The sequence below is a fragment of the Streptomyces sp. NPDC055400 genome (genome assembly GCF_053644375.1).
The window spans coordinates 96,488-118,150 of the sequence record NZ_JBSHLM010000002.1; the positions used below are offsets into that span (position 1 = coordinate 96,488).

The following is a 21,663-nucleotide window of genomic DNA, read 5'->3' on the forward strand; positions in this document are numbered from 1 at the left end:
AGGTCTCGTATCAACGTGCGGCTCTCACTGTGCGGCTCGCAATCTGGCTCAAATCTTCACGAGAGCCTACCGACTCGCGTTTGACGACAACTCCCGGGAGTCCTTCGGCTCGACCTGGCCGTCCCCGGACGCCAAACACCTCCGTGCACCCGGACATCAGGACGGCTCCGACCGATTCGACGGCAGTCCCCGACGGCGGGAGCGAGGAGGCTGATCTCGCACACGACGGTGCGCGCCTACCGTGCGAAGCAGGCCAGGGCACGGCGTCTCCTTCGCATACTGAGAGACATGGCCATCTACGACACCCTCGGCGCGACGTACGGGCGGACCCGGCGGCCCGATCCGCGGATCGCCACACAGATCCACGCCGCGCTCGGGAACGCCGCGGACGTGATCAACGTAGGAGCGGGCACCGGATCCTACGAGCCACCGCAGACGGTTCTCGCCGTGGAGCCCAGCCACGTCATGCTCGCCCAGCGTCCGCCCCAGTCCGCGCCCGCTGTGGGGGCGGTAGCCGAGCGTCTTCCGCTGCGCGACAACGCAGCCGACGCCGTCATGGCTGTGCTGACTGTCCATCACTGGACTGACCTTCCTGCCGGCATCGCTGAACTCCGCCGGGTCGCACGCCGCCGCATCGTCATCCTGACCTGGGACCAGGAGGTCTTCCGTAGGCAGTTCTGGCTCGTGCGCGACTACCTCCCACAGGCCGCCGCCTTCGACGACACCCGCGCCGTCCCGACCGACCTGCTGGTCACTCTGCTCGGCGGGGCGCATCAGAAGCCCGTCCACGTCCCGCACGACTGCACGGACGGGTTCGGCGCAGCGTACTGGCGCCGCCCCCACGCCTACCTCGACCCACAAGTGCGCGCAGGAATCTCCCTGTTCACCCAGACCGGAGAGGACGTCCTCGCGCCTGGCCTAAGGGTCTGTTCCTCGAGGGCAATTGGTACCTGGCCGGCGAGGACGCATGCGTGAAGATCAAGCGCCACCGCCTCCCCCTGTCCAGCGGCGCCCGCAAGGGTTCGAACCAGTCCCTTTGGCTTGAGGAGATCCACCGGGTGCCGGGCACCGACGAATGGCTGGGTGCCGGGCACGTCCAGGTCAACCAGTCCGGCGACCCCTTCGGGGCCCCCGTCGTCGTACGCCTCAAGCGCGGCGGCTGACTTCGCCGACCACCCGGTGCCAACCGGTATTTGGGGCTTCTTTCACTGAGGAAGCACTCCATCACTCACGTTCAGTTTTTCTTTTCTGTGGACAAAGTGTGGACGCTCCGCGACCCCGTCCCTACGCTGAGCGTCGCTCGGCCACAGAAGTCTGCGTTACCCACAGCGGAACCACGCAGGAGGAAGAGTGACGCCACGCCCCGTGCACATGTCCCGCTCCAGACGTCGCGGCGCCCGAAGAGCCACCGGGCTGCTGCTCACCGCTCTCCTCGGTGCCGGCCTGGCCGCCCCGACGCCGGGCGCGGCCGATGACGGTCCGCGGCCGTTCGCGGATCTGCCCCCGCAGGAGCCGGGGGTGACCCTGCGCGTCTTCGACGTCCGGTCGCCGCTGAGCAAGCTCTGCGACCTCAAGCCCGCGCAGACCCCGAACGTCGACAAGCTGATCCCCACCGCCGACTGGACCTCCACCGACGGGTTCGGGTTCGAGAACAACTTCGTGTCGCAGATCATCGGCAATCTGCATGTGCCGGAGGCCGGCTCGTACGGCTTCCGGCTGATCAGCGACGACGGTTCGCGGCTCTTCCTCGGCGAACAGCAGGTCATCGATCACGACGGGCTGCACGGAGCCGAGCCCAAGGACGGCGAGATCTCGCTGAACGCCGGTTACCAGTCGCTGCGCATCGACCACTTCGACGCGGGTGGCGGCCAGCAGGTCACTCTGCAGTGGAAGCCGCCGGGAGCAGACGAGTTCACCACGGTGCCGAACTCCGTGCTGAGCACGGACGCCGGTGTCGTACGAGTGACGGCGCCCGGTCGCAAGGAGTGCGAGGGGACGTACGACACCCCCGGAGACGGGCTGCCGCTGACCGAGGTCAACCCGGGCTACAAACTGACCGATCTGCGGCCCAAGGGCTTCGAGCCGCAGGTCTCCGCGATGGACTGGCTGCCCGACGACCGCCTTGCGATCACCACCTGGGGCGGCAGCACCGAGACGAAGGGCGAGGTGTACCTCCTCGACCACGTCACCGGGGACACCGGGCCCGACAAGGTCACGTACAAGAAGATCGCCGACGGGCTCAAGGAGCCGATGGGGATCAAGTACGTGGACGGGAAGCTGTACGTCTCCGAGAAGCATCAGCTGACCGAGCTGAACGACACCGACGGCGACGACGTGGTCGACGAGAAGCGGAAGATCGCCGAGTGGCCGTACGGCGGGAACTTCCACGAGTTCGCCTTCGGGCTGCTCTACGACAAGGGTGACTTCTATCTGAATCTTTCGGTCGCGATCAACTACGGCGGAGCGAGCACGGATCCGCAGCCCGCACCGAACCGCGGGACGACCATCAAGGTCAACAAGGCGACGGGCAAGGTCAGTTATCTCGCCGGCGGCCTGCGTACCCCGAACGGGATCGGGCGTGGCCCGGGCGACGATCTGTTCGTCGCGGACAACCAGGGCGGCTGGCTGCCCGCGTCCAAGCTGGTGCACATCAAGCAGGACCGGTTCTTCAACCACTACATGAACCCGGACGGTCCGTTCGACGACCAGCCCGTCACCAAGCCGGCGCTCTGGCTGCCGCAGAACGAGATCGCCAACTCGCCCAGTACGCCGATGCAGTTGAAGAAGGGGCCGTTCGCCGGGCAGATGGTCTTCGGTGACGTCACCTACGGAGGACTCCAGCGGGCCGACCTGGAGAAGGTCGCCGGCGAGTACCAGGGTGCGGTGTTCCGGCACACGCAGGGCCTCGAGTCCGGCATCACCCGGATCAGCACCGGGCCCGACGGCGCGATCTACACCGGCGGGCTCGGCGCCGACGGCAACTGGGGCCAGGAGGGCAAGCTCCGCTTCGGACTGCAGAAGCTGACGCCGACCGGGAAGACCGCCTTCGACATCAAGACGATGCGCGCCACCCGTGACGGCTTCGAACTCACCTACACCAAGCCCCTGTCCGAGGAGACCGCGACCAAGCTGACCGAGGGCGCGTACTCCGTCGAGCAGTGGCGCTATGTGCCGACACCCGCGTACGGCGGACCGAAGGTCGACGAGGAGTCGCTACCGGTCGCGTCGGCGAGGCTCTCCGACGACCGTCGCACGGTCCGGCTCACCATCCCGGGCCTGAAGCCGGACCGCGTGGTGCATGTGCGCTCGCCCCGCCCGTTCTCGTCGTCCCAGGGCGAGCAGCTGTGGTCGACCGAGGCTTGGTACACGCTCAACGCCAAGCCTGGCCCCAAGGAACCGGTCACCACCTACGACGCCGAGGCCGCGAAGCTCTCCGGCAGTGCCGGCATCGACACCGAGCACGCCGGCTACACCGGCGGGGGCTTCGTCGACGGCTTCGGCGAGCAGGGGGCGAAGGCGAGCTTCGACGTCGTCGTCGACAAGAAGGGCACGTACGACGTGGGCCTGCGGTACGCGAACGGCCCGCACCCCGCACCGGGCACCAAGACGATCGGTGTCACTGTCAACGGCGGCGATCCGAAGCAGACGAGCCTGCCGTCCACGGGCGAGTGGAACCGCTGGTCCACCAAGACCGAGCGGCTCGAACTGCGCAAGGGCCGCAACACGATCACGTACGCGGTCGGGGCCGGTGACACCGGTCATGTGAATCTCGACGCGCTCGACGTGCGGCGGCCCGGCGCCCGGATCGACCTCTTCTCCGGCGGGAGCATCTCCACCGCCTGGCAGCACTCCGACGGCCGCAGCGCCGAATGGCCGCACACCGCCGAGAAGTCCATGGAGGTCTGCTGCGGCGACCTGCGCACGAAGCAGCACTTCCAGGACTTCAAGCTGCATGTCGAGTTCCGGGTGCCGAAGCTGCCGGACGACGTGACCGGACAGAACCGGGGCAACAGCGGGGTCTATCTCCAGGAGCGTTACGAGGTGCAGATCCTCGACTCGTTCGGCGTGGAGAAGCTCGCGGACAACGAGGCAGGGGCGATCTACCAGAAGAAGGCCGCCGACCTCAACGCGTCCACCGCGCCGGAGACTTGGCAGACGTACGACATCACGTTCCGCGCGGCCCGCTTCGGCGCGGACGGCAAGAAGACGTCCGACGCCCGGATCACGGTGGTGTGGAACGGCAAGAAGGTCCACGACAACGTGGCGGTCGACGGCCCGACGGGCGCGGGCGCCCCTGAGTCCGCGGCGGCCGGCGCCATCCGGCTCCAGGACCACGGGAACAAGGTGCGGTTCCGGGATGTGTGGGTGGAGCCGCTGTCCTGACGCGGTTGTTTCCCCATGGCACCCTGCCGGCGGGCCGGTTCACCAGGCCGCCGGCAGGGTGCCACCCACCGGTCCGCCCCGGACGGGCTCAGCCGATCACGACGTTCACACCGTGGCCGCTCGCGCCCTGACCGCGTCCGCCGGGTCCCAGCCCGCGCGTGGCACCGAGGCGAGCAGCAGCCGCGTGTACGGGTCCTGCGGGCCGGCCAGGACATCGGCCGTCGGGCCCTGTTCGACCACGGTGCCCCCGCGCATGACCACGACCTCGTCCGTGATGTGCTGGACGACTGCCAGGTCGTGGCTGACGAAGACGAGAGCGACCGCGGTGTCGCGGCGGATCTCTTCGAGCAGGTGCAGGATCTGTGCCTGGATCGACACGTCGAGCGCGGCCACCGCCTCGTCGAGGACCAGCACCTTGGGGTCGACCGCCAGCGCCCGCGCGATGGCGAGCCGCTGGCGCTGACCGCCGGACAGGCCGTGCGGCCGGGCCCCCGACTCGCGTGCGCCGAGGCCTACTTGTTCCAGGAGTCCGTCGGCGAGAGACTCCTCCCGGCCGTGCAGGCGCAGGGCCGTGGTCAGGCACTGGCGGGACGTGAGCCGCGGGTCCAGGGACACGTACGGGTTCTGGAAGACCATCTGGATCTCGCGGGCCCGCGCGAGGCGCGCCCGGCTGCCGCGCGGGGTGCGTGGTGTGCGGGTCCGCCCGGCGACGGAGACGGTGCCGGCGTCGGGCCGTACGAGGCCCACGAGCATGCGCGCGACGGTCGTCTTGCCGGATCCGGACTCGCCGACGATGCCGAGCGAGCCGCCCGCCGGGACGGTGAAGGTGACGCTGTCGGCTGCGGTGAGACGCCCTCCGCCGGGCAGGCCGTACGTCTTGTGCAGTCCTTCCACAGCCAACAGCAGTGCGTCCTGCGGTACTTCGGCGGTCATCGGACGCTCCTCTTCAGCGGGGCCGGGGCCGGGCCGGCGAGTTCGGGCAGTCGGCGGCAGGTCGCGCTGCCCCCGCCGGACAGGGGCGACGGCTCGGGCGTCCAGGTCGAGCACGCCGGTTCCGCGTCGGCACAGCGGTCGGCGAACTCGCAGCCGCCGAACGTGTCCGCGAGGGACGGCGGGCGCCCGGGGATCGGGCGCAGCTCGCGCCGCCCCTCCCCCAGCGTCGGCGAGCAGGCCAGCAGTCCCTTCGTGTAGGGGTGCTGTGGCCGGTCGAAGAGCTGGGTGGCCGGCTGTTGCTCGACAACACGGCCCGCGTACATGACGTACACGCGGTCGCAGTACGCGGCGGCCAGGTGGAGGTCGTGCGTGATGAACAACAGGCCCAGGCTCCGGTCGGCGCGCAGGGTGCGCAGGAGCGAGAGGATTTCCGCCTGGGTGGTGACGTCCAGGGCGCTGGTCGCCTCGTCGGCGAGCAGGAGCCGGGGTTCGGCGGCGAGGGCGCCCGCGATGACGACGCGCTGGAGCATGCCTCCGGACAGTTCGTGCGGGCGCTGGCGGGCCCGGCGTTCGGGGTCGGGGAGGCCGACGGTGTCGAGGAGTTCGACGGCTCGGGTGCGGGCCGTCTTCTTGTCGAGGCCGGTTCCCGTCAGCCGTTCGACGAGGAAGTCGCTCACGCGGCGGACCGGGTTGAGGGCGGAGCGCGGGTCCTGGTGGACCATGGCGACCGTGCGGGACCGGTGACGGCGCAGGTCGTCGCCGGTCAGGGCGAGGACATCCGTACCGTCGACGCGCACGGATCCGGATATGGCTGTTCCGTCGGGCAGCGTGCGCAGGGCCGCCTTGGCGGTGGTCGACTTGCCTGACCCGGACTCGCCGACCAGGCCGACCACTTCGCCGCTCGCCACCTGGAGGGAGACGCCGCTGAGGACGGGCCGGGCGGTGCCGGGCAGTTGGAGAGTGAGGGTGTCGATGTCGAGAAGCATGGCTACTTCCTGCTGCCGAGTCGGTCGGCGGCCCAGACCCCGACGACGTTGAAGGACACGACGACGAGGGCGATGGCGAAGCCCGGGACGAGTGCGGGCAGGAGCGCGCCCTGGACGACGGCTGCCTGCCCTTCCTGGACCATCAGTCCCCAGTCGGAGCTGGGTGGCTGGGCGCCGAAGCCCAGGTAGGAGAGCGTGGCCAGGGACATCAGGGCCTCGCCGAAGAGGACCACGAGATAGCCGACGACGGACCGGCCGAGGTTGGGGACGAGGAAGCGGGCGCAGATCCGTGCGCCGCCCATGCCCAGGACCCGGTAGGCGTCGATGTACGGCTTGCGGCGCTCGGCGAGCGCCACGGAGCGGGTGTACTTGGCGACGGTCGGGGTGTACGCGAGGCCGAGCGCCAGCACGGACGTCGTCATGCCGGAGCCGAAGACAGCAATGATCAGGACGGTGAACAGGAGCCCGGGGAACGCGTACATGACGTCGGTGAGGCGGGAGACGAGGGTGTCCACCCAGCCGCCCCGCCAGGCGGCGAGCGTCCCGAGGGTGACGCCGAGGAGGGCCGCGACGGCCAGCAGCAGGATCGGGGCGATGAGGCTGGTGCGCGCTCCGTACAGCACTCGGGAGAGCAGGTCCTGCCCGGAGGAGTCGGTGCCGAGAAGATGGTCGCCGCTCGTGCCGACGAGGGACGCCGAGAGGTCGATGGAGTCGGGTGCGTACGGGGCGAGCAGGGGTGCGAGGACTGCGGCTACTGCGACGACGGTCATCACGCCGCCCGCGACGACGACGCCGAAGGGGCGCCGTTCCTTTGCGGGTTGCAGGCCGATGGGTGCGAGCGTCTGGGTGCTCATGCGGCGGCCTCCTTCACTCGCGGGTCGAGCAGCGGGTGGACCAGGTCGACGAGGGTGGTGACCACGATGTAGCCGGTGACCATGAGGAGGAGTACGGCCTGTGCGACCGGGAAGTCGTGGGTGTTGATCGCGCCGACGAGCAGTGATCCGACGCCGCTGATCCCGAACGCCGTCTCGACGACGACGGTGCCGGCGAGCATGCCCGCCATGACGAGGCCGCACATGGTGACGATCGGGCCGAGTGCGTTGCGCAGGATGTGCCGGCGCACGATCTCGCTCTCGGGGATGCCGGAGGCGCGGGCGGCCTCCACGTGGTCGGCGGCGCCCGCGTCGGCCATGGACTGCCGGGTGACGCGGCTGATCAGGGCGAGCGCGCCCAGCGCGAGCGAGAGGGCGGGCAGGGTCAGATGGTGCAGGCCGCCGGCGATGCCCTCGCCGCTGCCCGACACCGGGAACCAGCCCAGTTGGACGCCGAACAGCGCGACCAGCGCGATGGCCGAGACGAACGAGGGCACCGACGCGGCGAGTGTCGTGCCGCCGACGACCGCCGAGTCGATCCAGGTGCCGCGGCGCACGGCGGCGAGGATGCCCGCGCCGACGCCGAGGACGACGAAGAGCACGGTCGCGTTGGCGACGAGGGCCAGTGTCGTCGGGAAGCGGGCGCTCACCAGGTCGGAGACCTGGTCGCCGTACTTGAAGGAGCGGCCGAGATCGAAGTGGAGACAGTCGCCGAGCCAGCGCCCGTACTGCACGACGAGCGGCTCGTCGAGGTGGTACTGCGCGCGCACCAGGTCGAGCTTTTCGGGGGTGAGTTTGTCGCGGCCTCCGGCCAGGAAGACGGCGGGATCGCCGGGTGCCGCGTACACGGCGGCGAAGATGACGAAGGAGGCGGCCACGAGGGTGGCGAGCAGTCCGGCCAGGCGCCGGGAGATCCGGGCAAGCATCGGTGGTCAGCCCTTCTTCGCGCCGAGTTCGGCGGCCCACGGGTAGTAGAGGTACGCCATGGAGGCGGGCGGTCCGGTGAGCTTCGCGTTGAGGACGAGGACGGAGGGGACCTGGGCGACGGAGATCCACACGGCGGCGTCGGTGAACTTCTTCTGGACATCGACGGCGAGCTTGGCCCGCTCGGCGTCGTCGAGGGTGCCGAGCGCCTTCTTCACCTCGGTGTCGTACGCAGCGTCCTTGAAGCCGACCCAGTTGTTCGAGGAGCCGGACAGGGCGTTGTCGTAGAAGCCCATCGGGTCGGCCTTGGAGATGTACCAGTCGCCGACCAGGACGTCGATGTCGGCGCGGGCCTGAGGGTCGCTGTAGAACTGCTCGAACTGCGAGGTCGCGACCGTCTTGATCTGCCCCTTGAGGCCGATCCGCTGGAGGGCCGCGCGCACGGCGTTGGCGACGACAGTGCGGCCCTGGCCGGCGTCCGTACCGATCACGATCGGGGTGGCGGCATCGGTCCCGGACTCCTTCACCAGTTGCCTGGCGGTGGCGAGATCGTCGGCCGAGGGGCTGGCGGGGGCGTAGTCGACGGCCTTCTGGGCGGCTTCGAATACGGGCTTCTCGTAACCCCACGCGCCGGAGCCGACCGGGGTGCCCCAGGGCTGGACCATGCCGCCGTAGCCGGACGCGGCGATGCCCTTGCGGTCGAGCGCGAGGGACAGCGCCCGGCGGACCTTGGCGTCCTTCAGTCCGCCGCGCTCGGTGGGGATGAGGACGAGCGACGCGGTGGAGGGGCCGTAGTGCTGCTCGATGCCCTTCTTCCCCTGGAGGGCAGCGGCGGTGTTGGGCGATTCGGCGTACGCGCCGTCGGCCGCGCCGGTCGTCAGGGCGTTGACGAGGGCGCTGTCGGCGGCCCAGCGGAAGGTGACCTGCTTCGTCAGCGGCTTCTTGCCCCAGTAGGAGTCGTAACGGCGGATGGTGAGGGAGTCGCCGGACTTCCAACTGCTCAGCGTGTAGGGCCCGGTGCAGGCGTCTGGCTGTCCGGGTGTGCCGAAGTCCTTGCCGGCCTTCTCGACCTGCTCCTTGTTCCACACGATGCCCGCGTCGCCCGCGAGTGCCTTGAAGAACATGGCGTCGGGCGCCTTGAAGGTGATGGTGATCTGCCGGGCGCCGGACTTCTTCATCGCTGCGATGTTGCCGAACTCGTCGCCCTGTTCCATGTCGGGGTCGGCGTGCCGCTTCAGGCTCCACAGCACGTCGTCGGCGGTCATCGGGGTGCCGTCGTGGAAGGTGACGCCGGAGCGCAGAGTGAGGACGAGCGTCCTGTCGTCCGGTGTCTCGGCCTTCTCGGCGAGAAGGGGCTTCGTCGACATGTCCGGCTGCAGTTGGTAGAGCCGTTCGCAGACGTTGGTGAGGACGACGCGGCCCGCGCTGGTGCCCTGGGTGTCCAGGTCGAGTGAGTCCGGCTCGTCCTCCAGTAGCCAGTCGGCGTTGGCCAGTTCACCCTTGGCGGCGGTGGTCGTGGGGGTGAGGGTGAGCTTGGCGGCGTCGGCGGTCGCGGAGCCGCCCGCGGTGTTCCGGGTGGCTCCGCTACAGCCCGCGGCCGCGGCCATCGTCGCGACGACGAGGCCTGCGGCCACGGCCGCCCTTCTTCTGGAACTGGTGTGGGTCATCGCTGTCTTCCTGTCAGTTCTGGCCGTACGGGCCGTCGTAGAGGTTCCAGGGGAGGTGCTGGTACTCGCGGTCGCAGGGCGTTCCGGCGGTCACGTGGTAGTCGCCGGTGGTCAGGTCGGCCAGGGAGGAGACGAGCGTCATCCAGTGCTTGACGGCCGGCTGCCGGGGGTCCGGGTGGGTGCACAGGGACTCGGGGAGGCCGAGGTGGTCCGACATGGCGTGGCGGATGATCTTGCGGGATTCGTCGGGCCCCGCAGAGCCGCGCAACGCCCTGAGCCCCTGCTCGGCGCGCGGCACGCGGACCAGGGAATCGGACGACATGGGCCGGTAGCCGGCGGCGGCCAACTGGGCGGGTACGCCTGCCTGGTAGTGGTTGCCGTGCACCAGAAGGCCATCGGTCGGATACATCCAGCCGTGTCCCGCCGGCGTGGTCTCCAGGTCGATGGCGAAGCCCTCGCGGCAGGTCAGGAGGGCGTTGCTGGCGATGTGGGCGCGGGTGCGGCAGAGCACGTCGAGGGCGTCGGTGATGTTGCTCTGGTCCAGGACGCTGCGGCGCACGACGGTCTGGGGCAGGCCGATCGCGTCGTCGAAACGGCCGCCGAGCCCGTTTGCATTGAAGGCGATCCCGGCGGAGTTGGCGCCCTGGCGGCCGATCTGGCCGGCCTCGACCTGCATGATCAGGGTCGGCTTGGGGGGCTGGACGATCCGGATCATGACGACGGTGTCCGCGACCCCGGCGCGCCAGTCCCAGTTCTGCCCGGCGTAGACGTGCCCGTCGCCGCTGGCCTCTCCGTAGGCGGCGAAGGAGGTGCAGCCCTCGGCGGGCTCCTCCTCGGGTGTCCTGCCGTCGGCCTCCATCTGCGCGAAGGACTTGTCGTAGATGACCTCGCCCCGCGCGTTCAGGGCGAGGACGTCGAGCAGGCCGACTCCCGCGCCGTCCGCGACGCCCCGCATCTCGTCGACGAGGTGGGGCGCGTAGTCGCGTACGGGTTCCAGCCAGCGGGCGGCGCGGGCGGTGACGCGGTCCCAGGTCAGTCCGGCGGACTGGCCGAAGGCCTCCTCGTAGTAGCCGAGGGCGGCGTGCAGTTGGGGCCGCACGGCCTCGCCGTACTGCCGGCCCCGGTCGAGCGGGCTGCCGGAGATCTCGATGACCGGAAGGACCCGGGTGGGGGCGGTTTCCGCGGGACGGGGTGTCATTGTTCTCCTCGCGACGGAGCGCTCCCGAACGACGGCGGAGGACCGAAGGATCCTGTAACGTCTATTTCAGAAAGAGCTCCACTTGGAACGTTCTGCCCAGGACAGTAACGTCGATCACACGGAAGTCAATGGCTGTAATGGAAATTCCAGAGGACGGGACCGGCGTGACGCGGCTCCGGGCAGCAATTCGCGACCACTGGGACGAATTGTCCACATCCGAGCGGGCCGTGGCCCAGCACCTAGCCAGCGCGCAAGTCGAGCAGCTGCTCTTCGCCAGCGCGCAGGAGCTGGGCACGGCGAGCTCCACCAGTAACGCCACCGTCGTACGGGCACTCCAACGCCTCGGCTACGCGGGCCTGCCCGCCCTCAAGCGCGAACTGGCCAGCGACTTCACCTCTGCCGTCGCCCCCGAAGTCCGCCTCAAGCAGCGCATCGCGCACGTGGGCCGGGACTTCGCCTCCATCTGGACCGACGTCTTCGACGAGGCCCGCGAGCGCATCGACCAGACCCAGCGCCTCACCGAACCGGACGCCCTCAAGCGCGCCGTGACCGCACTCGCCGAAGCGCACGAAGTGTTCTGCTACGGAATCGCCGCCTCGGAACCGGGCGCCCGCCACCTGGCCCTCGCACTCGGCCGCATCGGCCGCCGGGCCCGATTCGTCTCCGAGACCGGGTTCGCCCTTGCCGACCAGCTCCTCGCCCTCGGGCAGGGCGACGCGGTGGTCATCTTCCAGCCCGGCCGCCAACTCGTCGAACTGACCGTGCTGATGGAGCGGGCCCGCGCGGTCGGCGCCAAGGTCGTCCTCGTGACGGACGAACTGGGCGAAGCCTACGAGGACCTCGTCGAGGCGGTCCTGACCGCGCCGCACACCCCGACCGGCATCACGGCGGAGTCACTGACCGGCCTCCTCGTCGCCGACGCACTCCTGCTCGCACTCGCCACACTGGACGAGTCACGGGCGGTGGACTCCTCTCACCAGCTCACGGCACTACGGGAACAACTGCTGCGACCGAAACGGCGGGGCTGACTGAGGGGGAACGGCCCGGGACCTCCCGGGTGTTCGAGGCCTGCGTTGATCCGGACACCGCCGAGCAGGCCGGACGCGGCGCTCCCCCGCCGCATCTGGCTCGCTGTCGAACATGGTCTTCCGATCTGGCGGCCGTCAGTCCCCCGTCGTGTACGCCGCAACGCAGGGTGGGCCGTTCGACCGCAGCATCCTCATCCCGGTCGCGGATCAGGCGCGGTAACGGATTTCGAGCATGGTGCAGCCGGCCGGAGTGCGGTAGGGGCCGTGGCGCATGCCGGGCCGGCGACTCGCATAGTGGCCTGGCCCGAACGTCTGCCCGAGAGTGAGGTCGACCAGGTCGCCTTCCAGCAGGTACACCTCCTCGACATAGTCGTGGGTGATCACCCCGGCGGCACTGGTGTCCAGGCCCGGCAGCCAGCGCACGAGCCGGGTCAGCACAGCGGGGTCATCCGGATCCCGCGACAGCACCTTCTCCTCAGTGCCCGGCTGCGCGGCTTCCCGCCACGGCACAGCGTCTCCCGCAAAGAACTCGAGTTCCTGTTTCATGACACCTCTCCCTGATCCCGGACGGCCGCCCGCCACGGGGATGCGATCGCTCCGGTTGAAGTTTCGACGGTGTTTGTGACGCCTCGCCACCCGGTGACCACCGCCGGATGACATGGAAGGAATTCCGACGATGCCAAAGATGCCCAGCCCGGCCCTTCAGACCGCGCTCGCCTATCACCGGGCCTGGACCGGAGGCGACTTCGAGCAGGCCATGACGTACATCGCCGAAGACATCGTCTGCCAGGCGCCGACCGGACGCTCGGAAGTCGCGGAAGCCTTCCGGAACTTCATGGGCCCCTTCGTTCAGATCCTCACCGGCTCGGATCTGATCGCATCCTTCGGTGATGAGACGACCGCCCTGCTGATGTACGACACCATCACCAATCCGGTCGCCAGCGCACCGGCCGCCGAGTGCCTGACGGTCCGGGCCGGCACGATCACCCACTTGCGGATCATCTTCGACCGGACGCCGTTCGACGCCGCGAGGAAGGCAGCAACGGCAGCGCGAGTGCGGCGGCCGGCTGGTTGATCCCGGCGGGCCTCGCACCGGACCTCAGCGGCGGGCCAGCGCCAGCACACTCAGACCGAACATCAAGACGCCCAAGGGGAGATGGACCGACGGGACATGTGCGATGCCGAGCACGACCTGGACCGAGGCGAGTACGAGGAAACCTGACGCATGCCAGACAGGCCGGAGCGAGCCGCCGACCCGCTTCCACGCCAGCACTGCGGCGAGCACGTACAGCATCGACGCCCCGTACATCACACGGGCTCCGACGCTGTGCAGCGTCTCTCCGTAGGACGAGGTCAGCAGCAGGCCGGCGGAGACCGCCTGAAGAAAAATGGTCAGGGTCTGCAGGGCGATCGCGATCTGCAGGAACGAGGAGCTGCGCTGTGCTTTCGCGGTCGCTGTCGCCGTTACCTGAGTGGTCATGTCACAGTCCCCTTGTCCGCCGGTGGGCAGTAGATCGATAAGGTCTCACCAGCCCGACGACGCGGGGCTGCGAAAGGTAAGGCGAGGGGGGCGGCCACAAGCATGGGGACTTTCGGGACCAGCACCGATGAGGTAGCCGGCGAGCGGCGCCAACTGATCAATGTCGCTTACCGGTTGCTCGGCTCGGTGACCGAGGCCGAGGACGTCGTACAGGATGCCTACACACGCTGGTACGGGCTGACACCGAGCCGACAGGAGGAGATCCTGTCCCCCGGTGCCTGGCTGACGACGGTGACCGGCCGCATCTGCCTGGACCTGCTCGGCTCGGCGCGGGCCCGCCGGGAGCGCTATGTCGGCGCGTGGCTGCCCGAGCCGCTGCCCGACCGCACCGAGTGGGACCCCGCGGGTGGCGCCGAACCCGCCGGCTCTCAAGACCCCGCCGACCAGATCGTCCTGGACGAGTCGGTGGCGATGGCCTTCCTCGTGGTCCTGGAGTCGATGACGCCCGCGGAGCGGGTGGCGTTCGTCCTGCACGACGTCTTCCGGTACCCGTTCGCCGAGATCGCCGACGTTCTCGGCCGGACCCCCGCGGCCTGCAAGCAGTTGGCCGCCTCTGCCCGACGACGGGTGAGCGTCGCGCGCGTTCCGGTGACGGCGGCCGGCCAGGCCGACGTGGTGAGGCACGTCAAAGAGGCGTGGGAGACCAAGGACATCGCAGCCCTCGTCGGCCTCCTCAACCCCGCCGCCGTGATGACCGCCGACGGCGGCGGCATGGTCGGCACCGTCCTGCGCCCCGTCGAGGGCGGTGCGCGTATCGCCCAGTACATGGTCGCCATTGCCGACAAGGCTCCGGGTCTTGAACTCCTGGAGCGGTCGGTCAACGGCGTGCCGGGCCTGGTGGCCCACCGTGCCGGCGTCGTCATGACCGTAGCCTCGTTCGACGTCACCGACGGGCGCGTCACCCGGATCTGGGCGGTCCGCAACCCGGAGAAGCTACGGCCGTGGGCGCGGGAGGGCTGACCCGCCCTCGCTCGGCAGCGCGTGCAGTCTCAGCCGGCAGATGAATGCGCATCCGAGGCTGAGGAATGCATCGGCGACGTCGTTGCACGTCCCAACGGATCCACAGGCGGCAAAACCATTCAGACGGCCGAACGTGCGCTCCACCCACCGCAGTTGAGCCCGTGCCGAGCCGTGGGCCTATGTTCCGCTATTACGAACGGGCCCGTAATAGCGAACGGAGTACTTCATGGTCAGATAGCGAACGGCGACCATCGCGTTGACAGCTCTCGTGACCGTGCTCGCCGGCACCGGCGCGGCGCAGCCGGACCGCGATTCGGCGGCGACCCCCGAGTGGTTCAACCGCGGCACGATCCCGCTGTAGTCCACGACCGCGGCCGGCGGCGAGACCGCCCGCAAGCCTGACGGCACCGTGCGGACATACCTCGCGGTCAGCGGCAAGCCCGCCTACCTCGCCGAGATCGACACCGTTACCGGCAAGGTGCGGCGCATGATCCCGCTGTACGTACCCGACTCCTCGTCGACCGAACAACCGCCGGACACGGGAGCCCAGGGCGCACGGGGCGTATCCGTCGACAAGCGCGGCACGGTCTTCGTCAGCTCGTACGGCTTCTCGGTCACGTCTACCGCCTGCCCTGCCGCGCGCAGGCGATCGAGGACCTGGGGCGGCTGTCCCCGCGGACCAGTTGCGGGTCACCGGACAAGTATCCCAGGCCGTCTCCGAGCGCCGGGGCTTGCCGATCGAACCGTCGCCACGCCTCCTGAGGCGCCGTCATGCGACGACCTGGCACCCGGCGACTGGGGTGTGGCCGTGCACCACATGTTCAACCCGTCCCGCGGCGACTTCGACGACTTCGACCGCCGCGAACAGGAGGACGCCTCTCCACCTTGCCGTCTCGGACGATGCTCAGTCGAGGCAGAACTCGTTGCCCTCGATGTCCTGCATCAAGAGGCACGACTCGTTGTACTCATCGGCAATCAGCAGTCGCCCACGTACCGCGCCGAGCGGGACCAGACGTGCGCACTCGGCCTCGAGTGCGGCGAGGCGCTCCTCACCCACGAGCCCGGTGCCGACCCGCACGTCAAGGTGCACCCGATTCTTGACAACTTTGCCTTCGGGTACGCGCTGGAAGTACATGCGCGGGCCCACACCTGAGGGGTCCATGCAGACAAACCCTGAGCCCTGACGCTCGGGCGGCAGCGAGCGATTATATTCGTCCCAGGTAGCAAACCCCTCCGGCGCCGGCGGTACGACGTACCCCAGCACCTCGCACCAAAAACGAGCGACGCGCTCAGGATCCGCGCAGTCGAAGGTGACTTGGAACTTCTTGATCGATGACATCGGCGCACCATAGCAGGGGGATCTGTTCCTCATCTCCCGGTAGACACACGCACGTTGACGGGGGAATGGTCTGGGATGGTCCTTGAGAGCCGTTGCCGTCCGGCGCCCGGACCAGGAAACGACGCACGCGACGGGCCGTCGCACCCCCTCTGTCCGAACTGCTCCGATCCTCAGCAGATCCGAGGGAGTTGTTCGCCGATCGGCAGGTCGACGACGCGTGTGCCGCCCAGGCCCGTGCGGGCGACCACCATGCCCGGATGCTCCGCGACGGCCTCGCCGATCACTCGCGCGTTCGCACCCAGTGGATGTGCGCGCATCGCATCAAGGACGGCGTCCGCGTGTTCGCGCGGAACGAATGCCACGAGTTTGCCCTCATTGGCGACGTAGAGGGGGTCGAGACCCAGGATCGCGCACGCGTTGGCCACGGCCGGCGGGACAGGCACGTCACCTTCCCGGATGACGACGCCGGCGCCGGAGGCGACCGCGATCTCGTTGAGCGCGGCGGCCAGTCCGCCCCGGGTGGGGTCGCGCAGCACGTGGAGGTCCGGTGTCACGGCAAGCATGCAGTCCACCAGGCCGCCCAGCGCCGCGCAGTCACTCTCGATCTCGACACCGAATTCCAGACCCTCACGGACGCTCATGATCGCCACTCCGTGAACGCCGATGTCACCGCTGACGATGACCACGTCGCCGGGGACGACACGCTGGGGGCGGATGTCCACGCCTGACGGGATGAGTCCGATCCCGGCGGTGTTGATGAAGACACCGTCTCCGTGACCGCTTTCGACGACCTTCGTGTCACCGGTCACCACCTCGACTCCCGCGCGCCGTGCGGCCGTGCCGAGGGTCTCGGCGACCCGAGCCACGACGGACATCTCGACACCCTCTTCCAGGATGAAGCCGCAGGACAGGTAGGCGGCCCGAGCGCCGCTCATGGCGAGGTCGTTGACGGTGCCGTTGACCGCGAGGTCGCCGATGCTGCCGCCCGGGAAGAACAGGGGCCGCACCACGTAGGAATCGGTGGAGAACGCCATCCGGACGCCGCCGAGGGAGACGGCGGCGGAGTCGCCGAGCTGCGACAGCGTCTCGCCGCCGAAGGCGGGCGCGAAGATGTGCTGCACCAGTTCGGCGGACAGGGCACCTCCCCCGCCGTGCCCCATCACCACCCTCGGGTGATCGCGCAACGCTACGGGGCAGGTCCATGCGGTCGGGTCCACGGCTGTGCGTCGGGTGGTCTCAGGCAACGGGGCTCGCCTCCAGCGGTGCGGTGGTGATGTCGAGGCGTCGGTACAGGTAGTAGGCGGCACACGCACCCTCACTCGAGACCATCGTGGCTCCGAGTGGATTGCGCGGCGTGCAGGTGGTGCCGAACGCGGCGCACTCGTTCGGCTTCAGCAGGCCCTGCAGGACCTCGCCACTGCGGCACTCCGCGGGTTCGCGGGTGTCGATGTCATCGACCGAGAACCGGTGCTCGGCGTCGAAGTCCCGGTATCGGGAGGAGAGCCGCCAGCCGCTGTCCGGGATGACACCGATGCCGCGCCAGGCCCGGTCGGTGCCCTCGAAGACGTCCGCCAGCATGGCCTGGGCCGCGGGATTTCCCTCGGGCCGGACCGCGCGCGGATAGGCGTTGTCGACCGTGTGTTCGCCCCGCTCCAGTTGCAGCACGGTCCGGCGCACGCCTTCCAGAATGTCCAGCGGTTCGAAGCCGGTGACCACGATCGGAACGCGATAGCGGTCCGCGAGTTCGGGGTACTCGCCGATGCCCATCACGCTGCAGACATGTCCGGCGGCGAGGAATCCCTGGACCCGGCAGTTCGGAGACTCCATGATCGCCTCGATCGCCGGCGGGACACGCACGTGGGACACCAGGAGACTGAAGTTCCTGATGCCCAGCTTGCGTGCCTGATGGACCGTCATGGCATTGGGCGGGGCGGTCGTTTCGAAGCCGATGCCGAAGAACACCACTTCCCGGTCGGGGTTCTGCCGGGCGATGTGCAGAGCGTCCAGCGGCGAGTACACGACGCGCACGTCGCCGCCCTCACCGCGCACCTGGAAGAGGTCACGGCCGGTGCCCGGCACCCGGAGCATGTCACCGAAGGAGCAGAAGATCACTCCCGGCCGGGAGGCGATCTCGAGGGCTTTGTCGATGACCTCGAGCGGGGTGACACACACGGGACACCCCGGACCGTGGATCAACTCCACCTGGTCCGGAAGGAGTTGATCGATCCCGTGCCGGATGATCGTGTGCGTCTGTCCGCCGCACACCTCCATGAGGGCCCATGGCCTGGTCACCACGGAGTGGATGTCGTCGAGCAGACGCCGCGCCAGGTCCGGGTCCTGGAACTCGTCGAGGTACTTCACTGCTGGGCCTCCTGCGGAACGTCCTTGTCGTCGGCCCACCGAGGTCCGCTTGCTTCGGCCGCAAGCTCCCACGGGTCGCCGAACTCCTCCTGGAGCATGCCGAGACTCTCGAAGAGCTCCAGCGTCTGCCTGGCCGATTCCTCGTCCAGTTTCTGGAGCGCGAATCCCACATGGACGATGGCGTATTCGCCCACCTGGAGGTCCGGCAGGTACTCCAGGCACACCTCCTTGACCACGCCGCCGAAGTCGACGGTGGCCATGCGGGTGCCGTCTCGATCCTCGATTTCCGTCACTCTCCCGGGTACCGCCAGGCACATGGGGGGCTCTCCTCACTGTGGTGGGGTCCGATCCGGCTTGCCGACTGCGCGTCATCCGGCGGTTGCACGCCCCGCGATCATCAACTGACCGAGGGCCAGCCCTCCGTCGTTCGGCGGGACTTCGCCGGCGCGCAGCACTGTGAATCCGTCCTCCCCGAGCCCCCGGGCGCAGGCCGAGGAGAGCAGGAGGTTGGCGAACACGCCGCCGGTCAGGACGACGGTGGTCGTGCCATGCTGTTCGCGCGCCACCGCACACATCCGCCGCACGAGATCTGCGACTGCGCCGTGGAAGCGGGCCGCGATGACCTCCGGCTCCGTGCCTGCGCGAACGTCCTCGACCACGGCTCGCACCACAGGTCCGGGATCTGCAGTCATCGGCTCCGACGTTTTTGGACTCAGCGCGAATCGGTAGCCGGCGTCATCTCCGTCCACGGCCGCCCGCAGTGCGGCCGCCTCCAGCTCGATGGCGGCCTGTGCCTCGTATCCCACCAGGTGGCACACGCCTGCCAGGGAAGAGACGGCGTCGAAGAGCCGGCCCATGCTCGATGTCGGCACACAGTTCAGACTCCGTCCCAGCTGCCGTGCCAGTACCAGCCGTTCGTCATGCGGGCAGGCGATCACACTGGGCAGGTCGTCCGTCCATGCGATGCCCGCTTCCCGCAGATGCGCGAGTGCCATCCGGTACGGGCGGCTCACGGCGGCGTCGCCGCCCGGCAGGGGGACGTACGCCAGATGCCCAAGACGCCGGGACGTGTCGTATTCCGCGAGCAGGATCTCGCCGCCCCACACCGCCCCGTCGTCGCCGTATCCCGTGCCGTCGAATGCGATGCCGATGACAGGCCCGGTGCCGTCGAGGCCGTGCTCGGCCATGACCGCGGCGACATGAGCGTGATGGTGCTGCACGCGTACGACCCGGCGGGTGTTCGCGTGCCGTTCGGCCCACTGCCCGGATCGGTAGCCGGGGTGCCGGTCCGCCGCCAGCAGTCCGGGCTCCACTCCTGTGATCGTCTCCAACTGCCGTTCTGCGCGCGCGAAGGCGTGCTGGGTCTGGAGGTCGTCCATGTCTCCGATGTGCGCGGACAGCCAGGCCCTCCTGCCTTCGCCGAGGCAGAAGGTGTTCTTGAGGTCTCCCCCCACGGCGAGCGAGGGCCTGACGGGCACCGGCAGGGTGACCGGGAGCGGTGCATAGCCACGAGCGCGGCGTACCGTCATCCGTTCCCCGTCGCACACGCGCACCACGGAGTCGTCGCAGGGCACGTGGATGGGGCGGTCGTGGGTGAGCCAGGCGTCGGCCAGGGGCGCCAGCCGCTCCAATGCCTCGGCGTCGTCGGTGACGATGGGCTCACCGGCCACGTTGCCGCTGGTCATCACCAGCACTCGCGGACCGTCCGGGTCCCCGGGCAGGCCGAGCAGCAGGTGGTGCACGGGCGTGTACGGAAGCATGACCCCCAGATCGGGACTGCCCGGCGCCACCGCGTCCGAGAGTCGAGACTCCCCTGACGGAACATCAATGCGCTGTCTCAGCAGGACAATCGGCCGGACAGCACCGGTGAGAAGGGTCCGCTCGGCGGGGCTGATGTGCACCAGGTGCCCGATGTCGTCGAGGCTCTTCACCATCACCGCGAACGGCTTGTCGCCCCGTCCCTTGCGGCTGCGGAGCGCGGACACGGCCTGGGAGTTCTCGGCGTCGCAAGCGAGGTGGTAGCCGCCGATGCCCTTGATGGCGAGGATCGCGCCGGCGGCCAGGAGGGCGCGTGCCTCGTGGATCGGGTCGACGTCGGTATCGGGTCGGGGCGACGCGTACACAAGGCTCAGGCGCGGGCCGCAGGAACGGCAGGAGACGGGCTGGGCGTGGAATCGGCGGTCTGCCGGGTCCGTGTACTCGCGTGTGCAGTCGGCACACATCGGGAAGCCGGCCATGGTGGTGTGCGGACGGTCGTAAGGGAGTCCGGTGACGATCGTGAAGCGCGGCCCGCAGTGGGTGCACGTGATGAACGGGTGACGGTGCCGACGGTCGCCGGGGTCGGCCATTTCGGCGAGGCACGCGGCACAGGTGGCCGTGTCCGGGGAGACGAGTGTGCGTGATGGCCCTCGCGACCGCGAGGCGACGATGGCGAATCCGCTGCCGCCCGTGAGGGGGACCTGCTCGTGTTCCACGGACTCCACCAGGGCCAGTGGCGGGGCCTGTTGAGCGATCCGGTCGCAGAACCGGGCAACGGCGGAGTGATCGCCCTCGACCTCGGCGACGACACCGTCCTCGGTGTTCGTCACATGCCCTGCCAGCTCCAGCGACGTGGCCAGGGTGTACAGGAACGGACGGAACCCCACACCCTGTACGACACCTCGTACGGTGACGCGACGGCGCTGAACCGCCTGGGCGGCGGCCGGGCCGGGCTGAAGTGTGCTCACGGCAGGGGCCGCGTCATGACGACTTCGTCCACGTGATCGTGGTGATGGTGCTCGTGCGGCTGTGCGGCCATGACCGGTTCGTGGACGGCCCCGCCGTCCGCAACCGCGAGGGCACGGTCGAGCAACTCCCCCACGCCGCTGCCCCGTCGGGCCGAGGTCAGGACCACCTCCACTCCGGGATTGACCTGCTCGACGTGCGCGCGGAAGGCCTCCTCGTCGAACTCGACGGCCTCGGCGATGTCGGCCTTGGTGACCACGACCAGCTGCGCGAGGCCGAAGGCAGTGGGGTACTTCAGAGGCTTGTCCTCGCCTTCGGTGACTGACGCGAGGACGACCCGAAGCCCCTCTCCGAGGTCGTAGGAGGCCGGACAGACCAGGTTCCCGACGTTCTCCACGAACAGCAGGCGAGTGGCTTCCGGCAGCCAGCCTTCCAGGTGCCGCCCGAGCATCGAGGCTTCGAGGTGGCACAGCCCGTCGGTGAGCACCTGCTTGACCGGCACGCCGGACCGGGCCAGTCGTCTGGCGTCGTTCTCGGTGGCGAGGTCGGCGGTCAGCGCGGCGGACGCGATTCCGCGCTCACGCGCGCGCAGGAGTTCGCGTTCCAGCAGGGCCGTCTTCCCGCTTCCGGGGCTCGACAGCAGATTGACCATCGTGGTGCCGCGGCCCGCGAGTTCGGCGCGCAGAGCGTGGGCGGTCGCGTCGTTCTTGGCGAGCACCGCCTGGTGCAGGTCCACGGTTCGGCACAT

The 21,663-nt window shown here is 69.3% G+C and carries 21 protein-coding genes; 6 read left to right on the forward strand and 15 right to left on the reverse strand.

Annotated elements, in window-relative coordinates:
• Window positions 1-288 precede the first annotated feature (288 nt).
• The 3 genes from ACWIGU_RS04760 (at window position 289) to ACWIGU_RS04770 (ending at window position 4,383) form a co-directional block, all read left to right on the forward strand.
• Window positions 289-975: a class I SAM-dependent methyltransferase gene (locus ACWIGU_RS04760; protein ID WP_454397445.1), complete on the forward strand. Its 687-nt coding sequence runs from the start codon at window positions 289-291 to the stop codon at window positions 973-975.
• The gene (locus tag ACWIGU_RS04765; protein ID WP_454397447.1) at window positions 972-1,163 is read left to right on the forward strand and encodes a hypothetical protein; all 192 of its coding nucleotides are present in this window, start codon (window positions 972-974) and stop codon (window positions 1,161-1,163) included. The genes ACWIGU_RS04760 and ACWIGU_RS04765 overlap by 4 nt, the downstream gene beginning before the upstream one ends.
• A gap of 208 nt (window positions 1,164-1,371) precedes the next feature.
• Window positions 1,372-4,383: a family 16 glycoside hydrolase gene (locus tag ACWIGU_RS04770; RefSeq protein ID WP_454398579.1), complete on the forward strand. Its 3,012-nt coding sequence runs from the start codon at window positions 1,372-1,374 to the stop codon at window positions 4,381-4,383.
• A 105-nt stretch (window positions 4,384-4,488) separates the two neighbouring features.
• Here ACWIGU_RS04770 and ACWIGU_RS04775 read toward each other — a convergent pair whose 3' ends face one another.
• From ACWIGU_RS04775 to ACWIGU_RS04800, 6 genes are read right to left on the reverse strand one after another with little or no spacing between them, the layout of a single operon-like run.
• Window positions 4,489-5,316, reverse strand: a complete 828-nt coding sequence (locus ACWIGU_RS04775) for an ABC transporter ATP-binding protein (RefSeq protein ID WP_454397449.1) — start codon at window positions 5,314-5,316, stop codon at window positions 4,489-4,491.
• Window positions 5,313-6,302, reverse strand: coding sequence for an ABC transporter ATP-binding protein (locus ACWIGU_RS04780; protein WP_454397451.1), 990 nt, complete (start codon window positions 6,300-6,302; stop codon window positions 5,313-5,315). Before ACWIGU_RS04780 ends, ACWIGU_RS04775 begins: the two co-directional genes overlap by 4 nt.
• Before the next feature lie 2 nt (window positions 6,303-6,304).
• On the reverse strand, window positions 6,305-7,156 hold the full coding sequence (locus tag ACWIGU_RS04785; RefSeq protein ID WP_454397453.1) for an ABC transporter permease: 852 nt from the start codon (window positions 7,154-7,156) through the stop codon (window positions 6,305-6,307).
• The gene (locus ACWIGU_RS04790) at window positions 7,153-8,100 is read right to left on the reverse strand and encodes an ABC transporter permease (protein WP_454397455.1); all 948 of its coding nucleotides are present in this window, start codon (window positions 8,098-8,100) and stop codon (window positions 7,153-7,155) included. Before ACWIGU_RS04790 ends, ACWIGU_RS04785 begins: the two co-directional genes overlap by 4 nt.
• Before the next feature lie 6 nt (window positions 8,101-8,106).
• Window positions 8,107-9,765: an ABC transporter substrate-binding protein gene (locus ACWIGU_RS04795; RefSeq protein WP_454397457.1), complete on the reverse strand. Its 1,659-nt coding sequence runs from the start codon at window positions 9,763-9,765 to the stop codon at window positions 8,107-8,109.
• Window positions 9,766-9,778: 13 nt separating this feature from the next.
• Complete coding sequence (locus ACWIGU_RS04800; RefSeq protein ID WP_454397459.1) at window positions 9,779-10,963, reverse strand: C45 family autoproteolytic acyltransferase/hydolase; 1,185 nt, start codon at window positions 10,961-10,963, stop codon at window positions 9,779-9,781.
• A gap of 137 nt (window positions 10,964-11,100) precedes the next feature.
• On the opposite strand from ACWIGU_RS04800, the gene ACWIGU_RS04805 reads away from it, so the two are divergent.
• On the forward strand, window positions 11,101-11,991 hold the full coding sequence (locus ACWIGU_RS04805; protein WP_454397461.1) for a MurR/RpiR family transcriptional regulator: 891 nt from the start codon (window positions 11,101-11,103) through the stop codon (window positions 11,989-11,991).
• A gap of 207 nt (window positions 11,992-12,198) precedes the next feature.
• Here ACWIGU_RS04805 and ACWIGU_RS04810 read toward each other — a convergent pair whose 3' ends face one another.
• Complete coding sequence (locus ACWIGU_RS04810; protein WP_454397463.1) at window positions 12,199-12,537, reverse strand: cupin domain-containing protein; 339 nt, start codon at window positions 12,535-12,537, stop codon at window positions 12,199-12,201.
• A 139-nt stretch (window positions 12,538-12,676) separates the two neighbouring features.
• Between ACWIGU_RS04810 and ACWIGU_RS04815 the strand changes: the two genes are divergently transcribed.
• Entirely contained in the window at window positions 12,677-13,066 is a 390-nt protein-coding gene (locus ACWIGU_RS04815) for a nuclear transport factor 2 family protein (protein WP_454397465.1), read from the forward strand.
• Between the two features lie 24 nt (window positions 13,067-13,090).
• Here ACWIGU_RS04815 and ACWIGU_RS04820 read toward each other — a convergent pair whose 3' ends face one another.
• Window positions 13,091-13,471 (reverse strand): hypothetical protein, encoded by a 381-nt coding sequence (locus ACWIGU_RS04820; protein ID WP_454397467.1) that lies wholly within the window; start codon window positions 13,469-13,471, stop codon window positions 13,091-13,093.
• Between the two features lie 102 nt (window positions 13,472-13,573).
• On the opposite strand from ACWIGU_RS04820, the gene sigJ reads away from it, so the two are divergent.
• A complete protein-coding gene (gene sigJ / locus ACWIGU_RS04825; protein ID WP_454397468.1) occupies window positions 13,574-14,491 on the forward strand; it encodes an RNA polymerase sigma factor SigJ in 918 nt (305 codons plus the stop codon).
• A gap of 444 nt (window positions 14,492-14,935) precedes the next feature.
• On the opposite strand, the gene ACWIGU_RS04830 is transcribed toward sigJ, so the two are convergent.
• The 7 genes from ACWIGU_RS04830 to hypB form a co-directional block, all read right to left on the reverse strand.
• Window positions 14,936-15,109, reverse strand: coding sequence for a hypothetical protein (locus ACWIGU_RS04830; RefSeq protein ID WP_454397470.1), 174 nt, complete (start codon window positions 15,107-15,109; stop codon window positions 14,936-14,938).
• Between the two features lie 286 nt (window positions 15,110-15,395).
• Entirely contained in the window at window positions 15,396-15,830 is a 435-nt protein-coding gene (locus ACWIGU_RS04835) for a VOC family protein (protein ID WP_454397472.1), read from the reverse strand.
• Between the two features lie 170 nt (window positions 15,831-16,000).
• Window positions 16,001-16,990, reverse strand: coding sequence for a hydrogenase expression/formation protein HypE (gene hypE / locus ACWIGU_RS04840; RefSeq protein WP_454397474.1), 990 nt, complete (start codon window positions 16,988-16,990; stop codon window positions 16,001-16,003).
• A gap of 76 nt (window positions 16,991-17,066) precedes the next feature.
• Window positions 17,067-18,191 (reverse strand): hydrogenase formation protein HypD, encoded by a 1,125-nt coding sequence (hypD, locus tag ACWIGU_RS04845; protein WP_454397476.1) that lies wholly within the window; start codon window positions 18,189-18,191, stop codon window positions 17,067-17,069.
• Complete coding sequence (locus ACWIGU_RS04850) at window positions 18,188-18,508, reverse strand: HypC/HybG/HupF family hydrogenase formation chaperone (protein WP_356280668.1); 321 nt, start codon at window positions 18,506-18,508, stop codon at window positions 18,188-18,190. The genes hypD and ACWIGU_RS04850 overlap by 4 nt, the downstream gene beginning before the upstream one ends.
• Before the next feature lie 51 nt (window positions 18,509-18,559).
• Window positions 18,560-20,917 carry a carbamoyltransferase HypF gene (hypF, locus tag ACWIGU_RS04855; RefSeq protein ID WP_454397477.1) on the reverse strand — a complete coding sequence of 786 codons (2,358 nt, stop codon included), beginning with the start codon at window positions 20,915-20,917 and terminating at the stop codon, window positions 18,560-18,562.
• Entirely contained in the window at window positions 20,914-21,663 is a 750-nt protein-coding gene (gene hypB, locus ACWIGU_RS04860; protein WP_454397479.1) for a hydrogenase nickel incorporation protein HypB, read from the reverse strand. Before hypB ends, hypF begins: the two co-directional genes overlap by 4 nt.

Coding starts and splice junctions, on each gene's coding strand:
- ACWIGU_RS04815 (WP_454397465.1), top strand. CDS start 12,677: ATGCCCAGCCCGGCCCTTCAGACCGCGCTCGCCTATCACCGGGCCTGG.
- ACWIGU_RS04810 (WP_454397463.1), bottom strand. CDS start 12,537: ATGAAACAGGAACTCGAGTTCTTTGCGGGAGACGCTGTGCCGTGGCGG.
- ACWIGU_RS04800 (WP_454397459.1), bottom strand. CDS start 10,963: ATGACACCCCGTCCCGCGGAAACCGCCCCCACCCGGGTCCTTCCGGTC.
- ACWIGU_RS04770 (WP_454398579.1), top strand. CDS start 1,372: ATGTCCCGCTCCAGACGTCGCGGCGCCCGAAGAGCCACCGGGCTGCTG.
- ACWIGU_RS04775 (WP_454397449.1), bottom strand. CDS start 5,316: ATGACCGCCGAAGTACCGCAGGACGCACTGCTGTTGGCTGTGGAAGGA.
- hypB (WP_454397479.1), bottom strand. CDS start 21,663: ATGTGCCGAACCGTGGACCTGCACCAGGCGGTGCTCGCCAAGAACGAC.
- ACWIGU_RS04795 (WP_454397457.1), bottom strand. CDS start 9,765: ATGACCCACACCAGTTCCAGAAGAAGGGCGGCCGTGGCCGCAGGCCTC.
- ACWIGU_RS04835 (WP_454397472.1), bottom strand. CDS start 15,830: ATGTCATCGATCAAGAAGTTCCAAGTCACCTTCGACTGCGCGGATCCT.
- ACWIGU_RS04780 (WP_454397451.1), bottom strand. CDS start 6,302: ATGCTTCTCGACATCGACACCCTCACTCTCCAACTGCCCGGCACCGCC.
- ACWIGU_RS04760 (WP_454397445.1), top strand. CDS start 289: ATGGCCATCTACGACACCCTCGGCGCGACGTACGGGCGGACCCGGCGG.
- ACWIGU_RS04785 (WP_454397453.1), bottom strand. CDS start 7,156: ATGAGCACCCAGACGCTCGCACCCATCGGCCTGCAACCCGCAAAGGAA.
- hypE (WP_454397474.1), bottom strand. CDS start 16,990: ATGGGGCACGGCGGGGGAGGTGCCCTGTCCGCCGAACTGGTGCAGCAC.
- ACWIGU_RS04790 (WP_454397455.1), bottom strand. CDS start 8,100: ATGCTTGCCCGGATCTCCCGGCGCCTGGCCGGACTGCTCGCCACCCTC.
- ACWIGU_RS04850 (WP_356280668.1), bottom strand. CDS start 18,508: ATGTGCCTGGCGGTACCCGGGAGAGTGACGGAAATCGAGGATCGAGAC.
- ACWIGU_RS04820 (WP_454397467.1), bottom strand. CDS start 13,471: ATGACCACTCAGGTAACGGCGACAGCGACCGCGAAAGCACAGCGCAGC.
- ACWIGU_RS04805 (WP_454397461.1), top strand. CDS start 11,101: ATGGAAATTCCAGAGGACGGGACCGGCGTGACGCGGCTCCGGGCAGCA.
- sigJ (WP_454397468.1), top strand. CDS start 13,574: ATGGGGACTTTCGGGACCAGCACCGATGAGGTAGCCGGCGAGCGGCGC.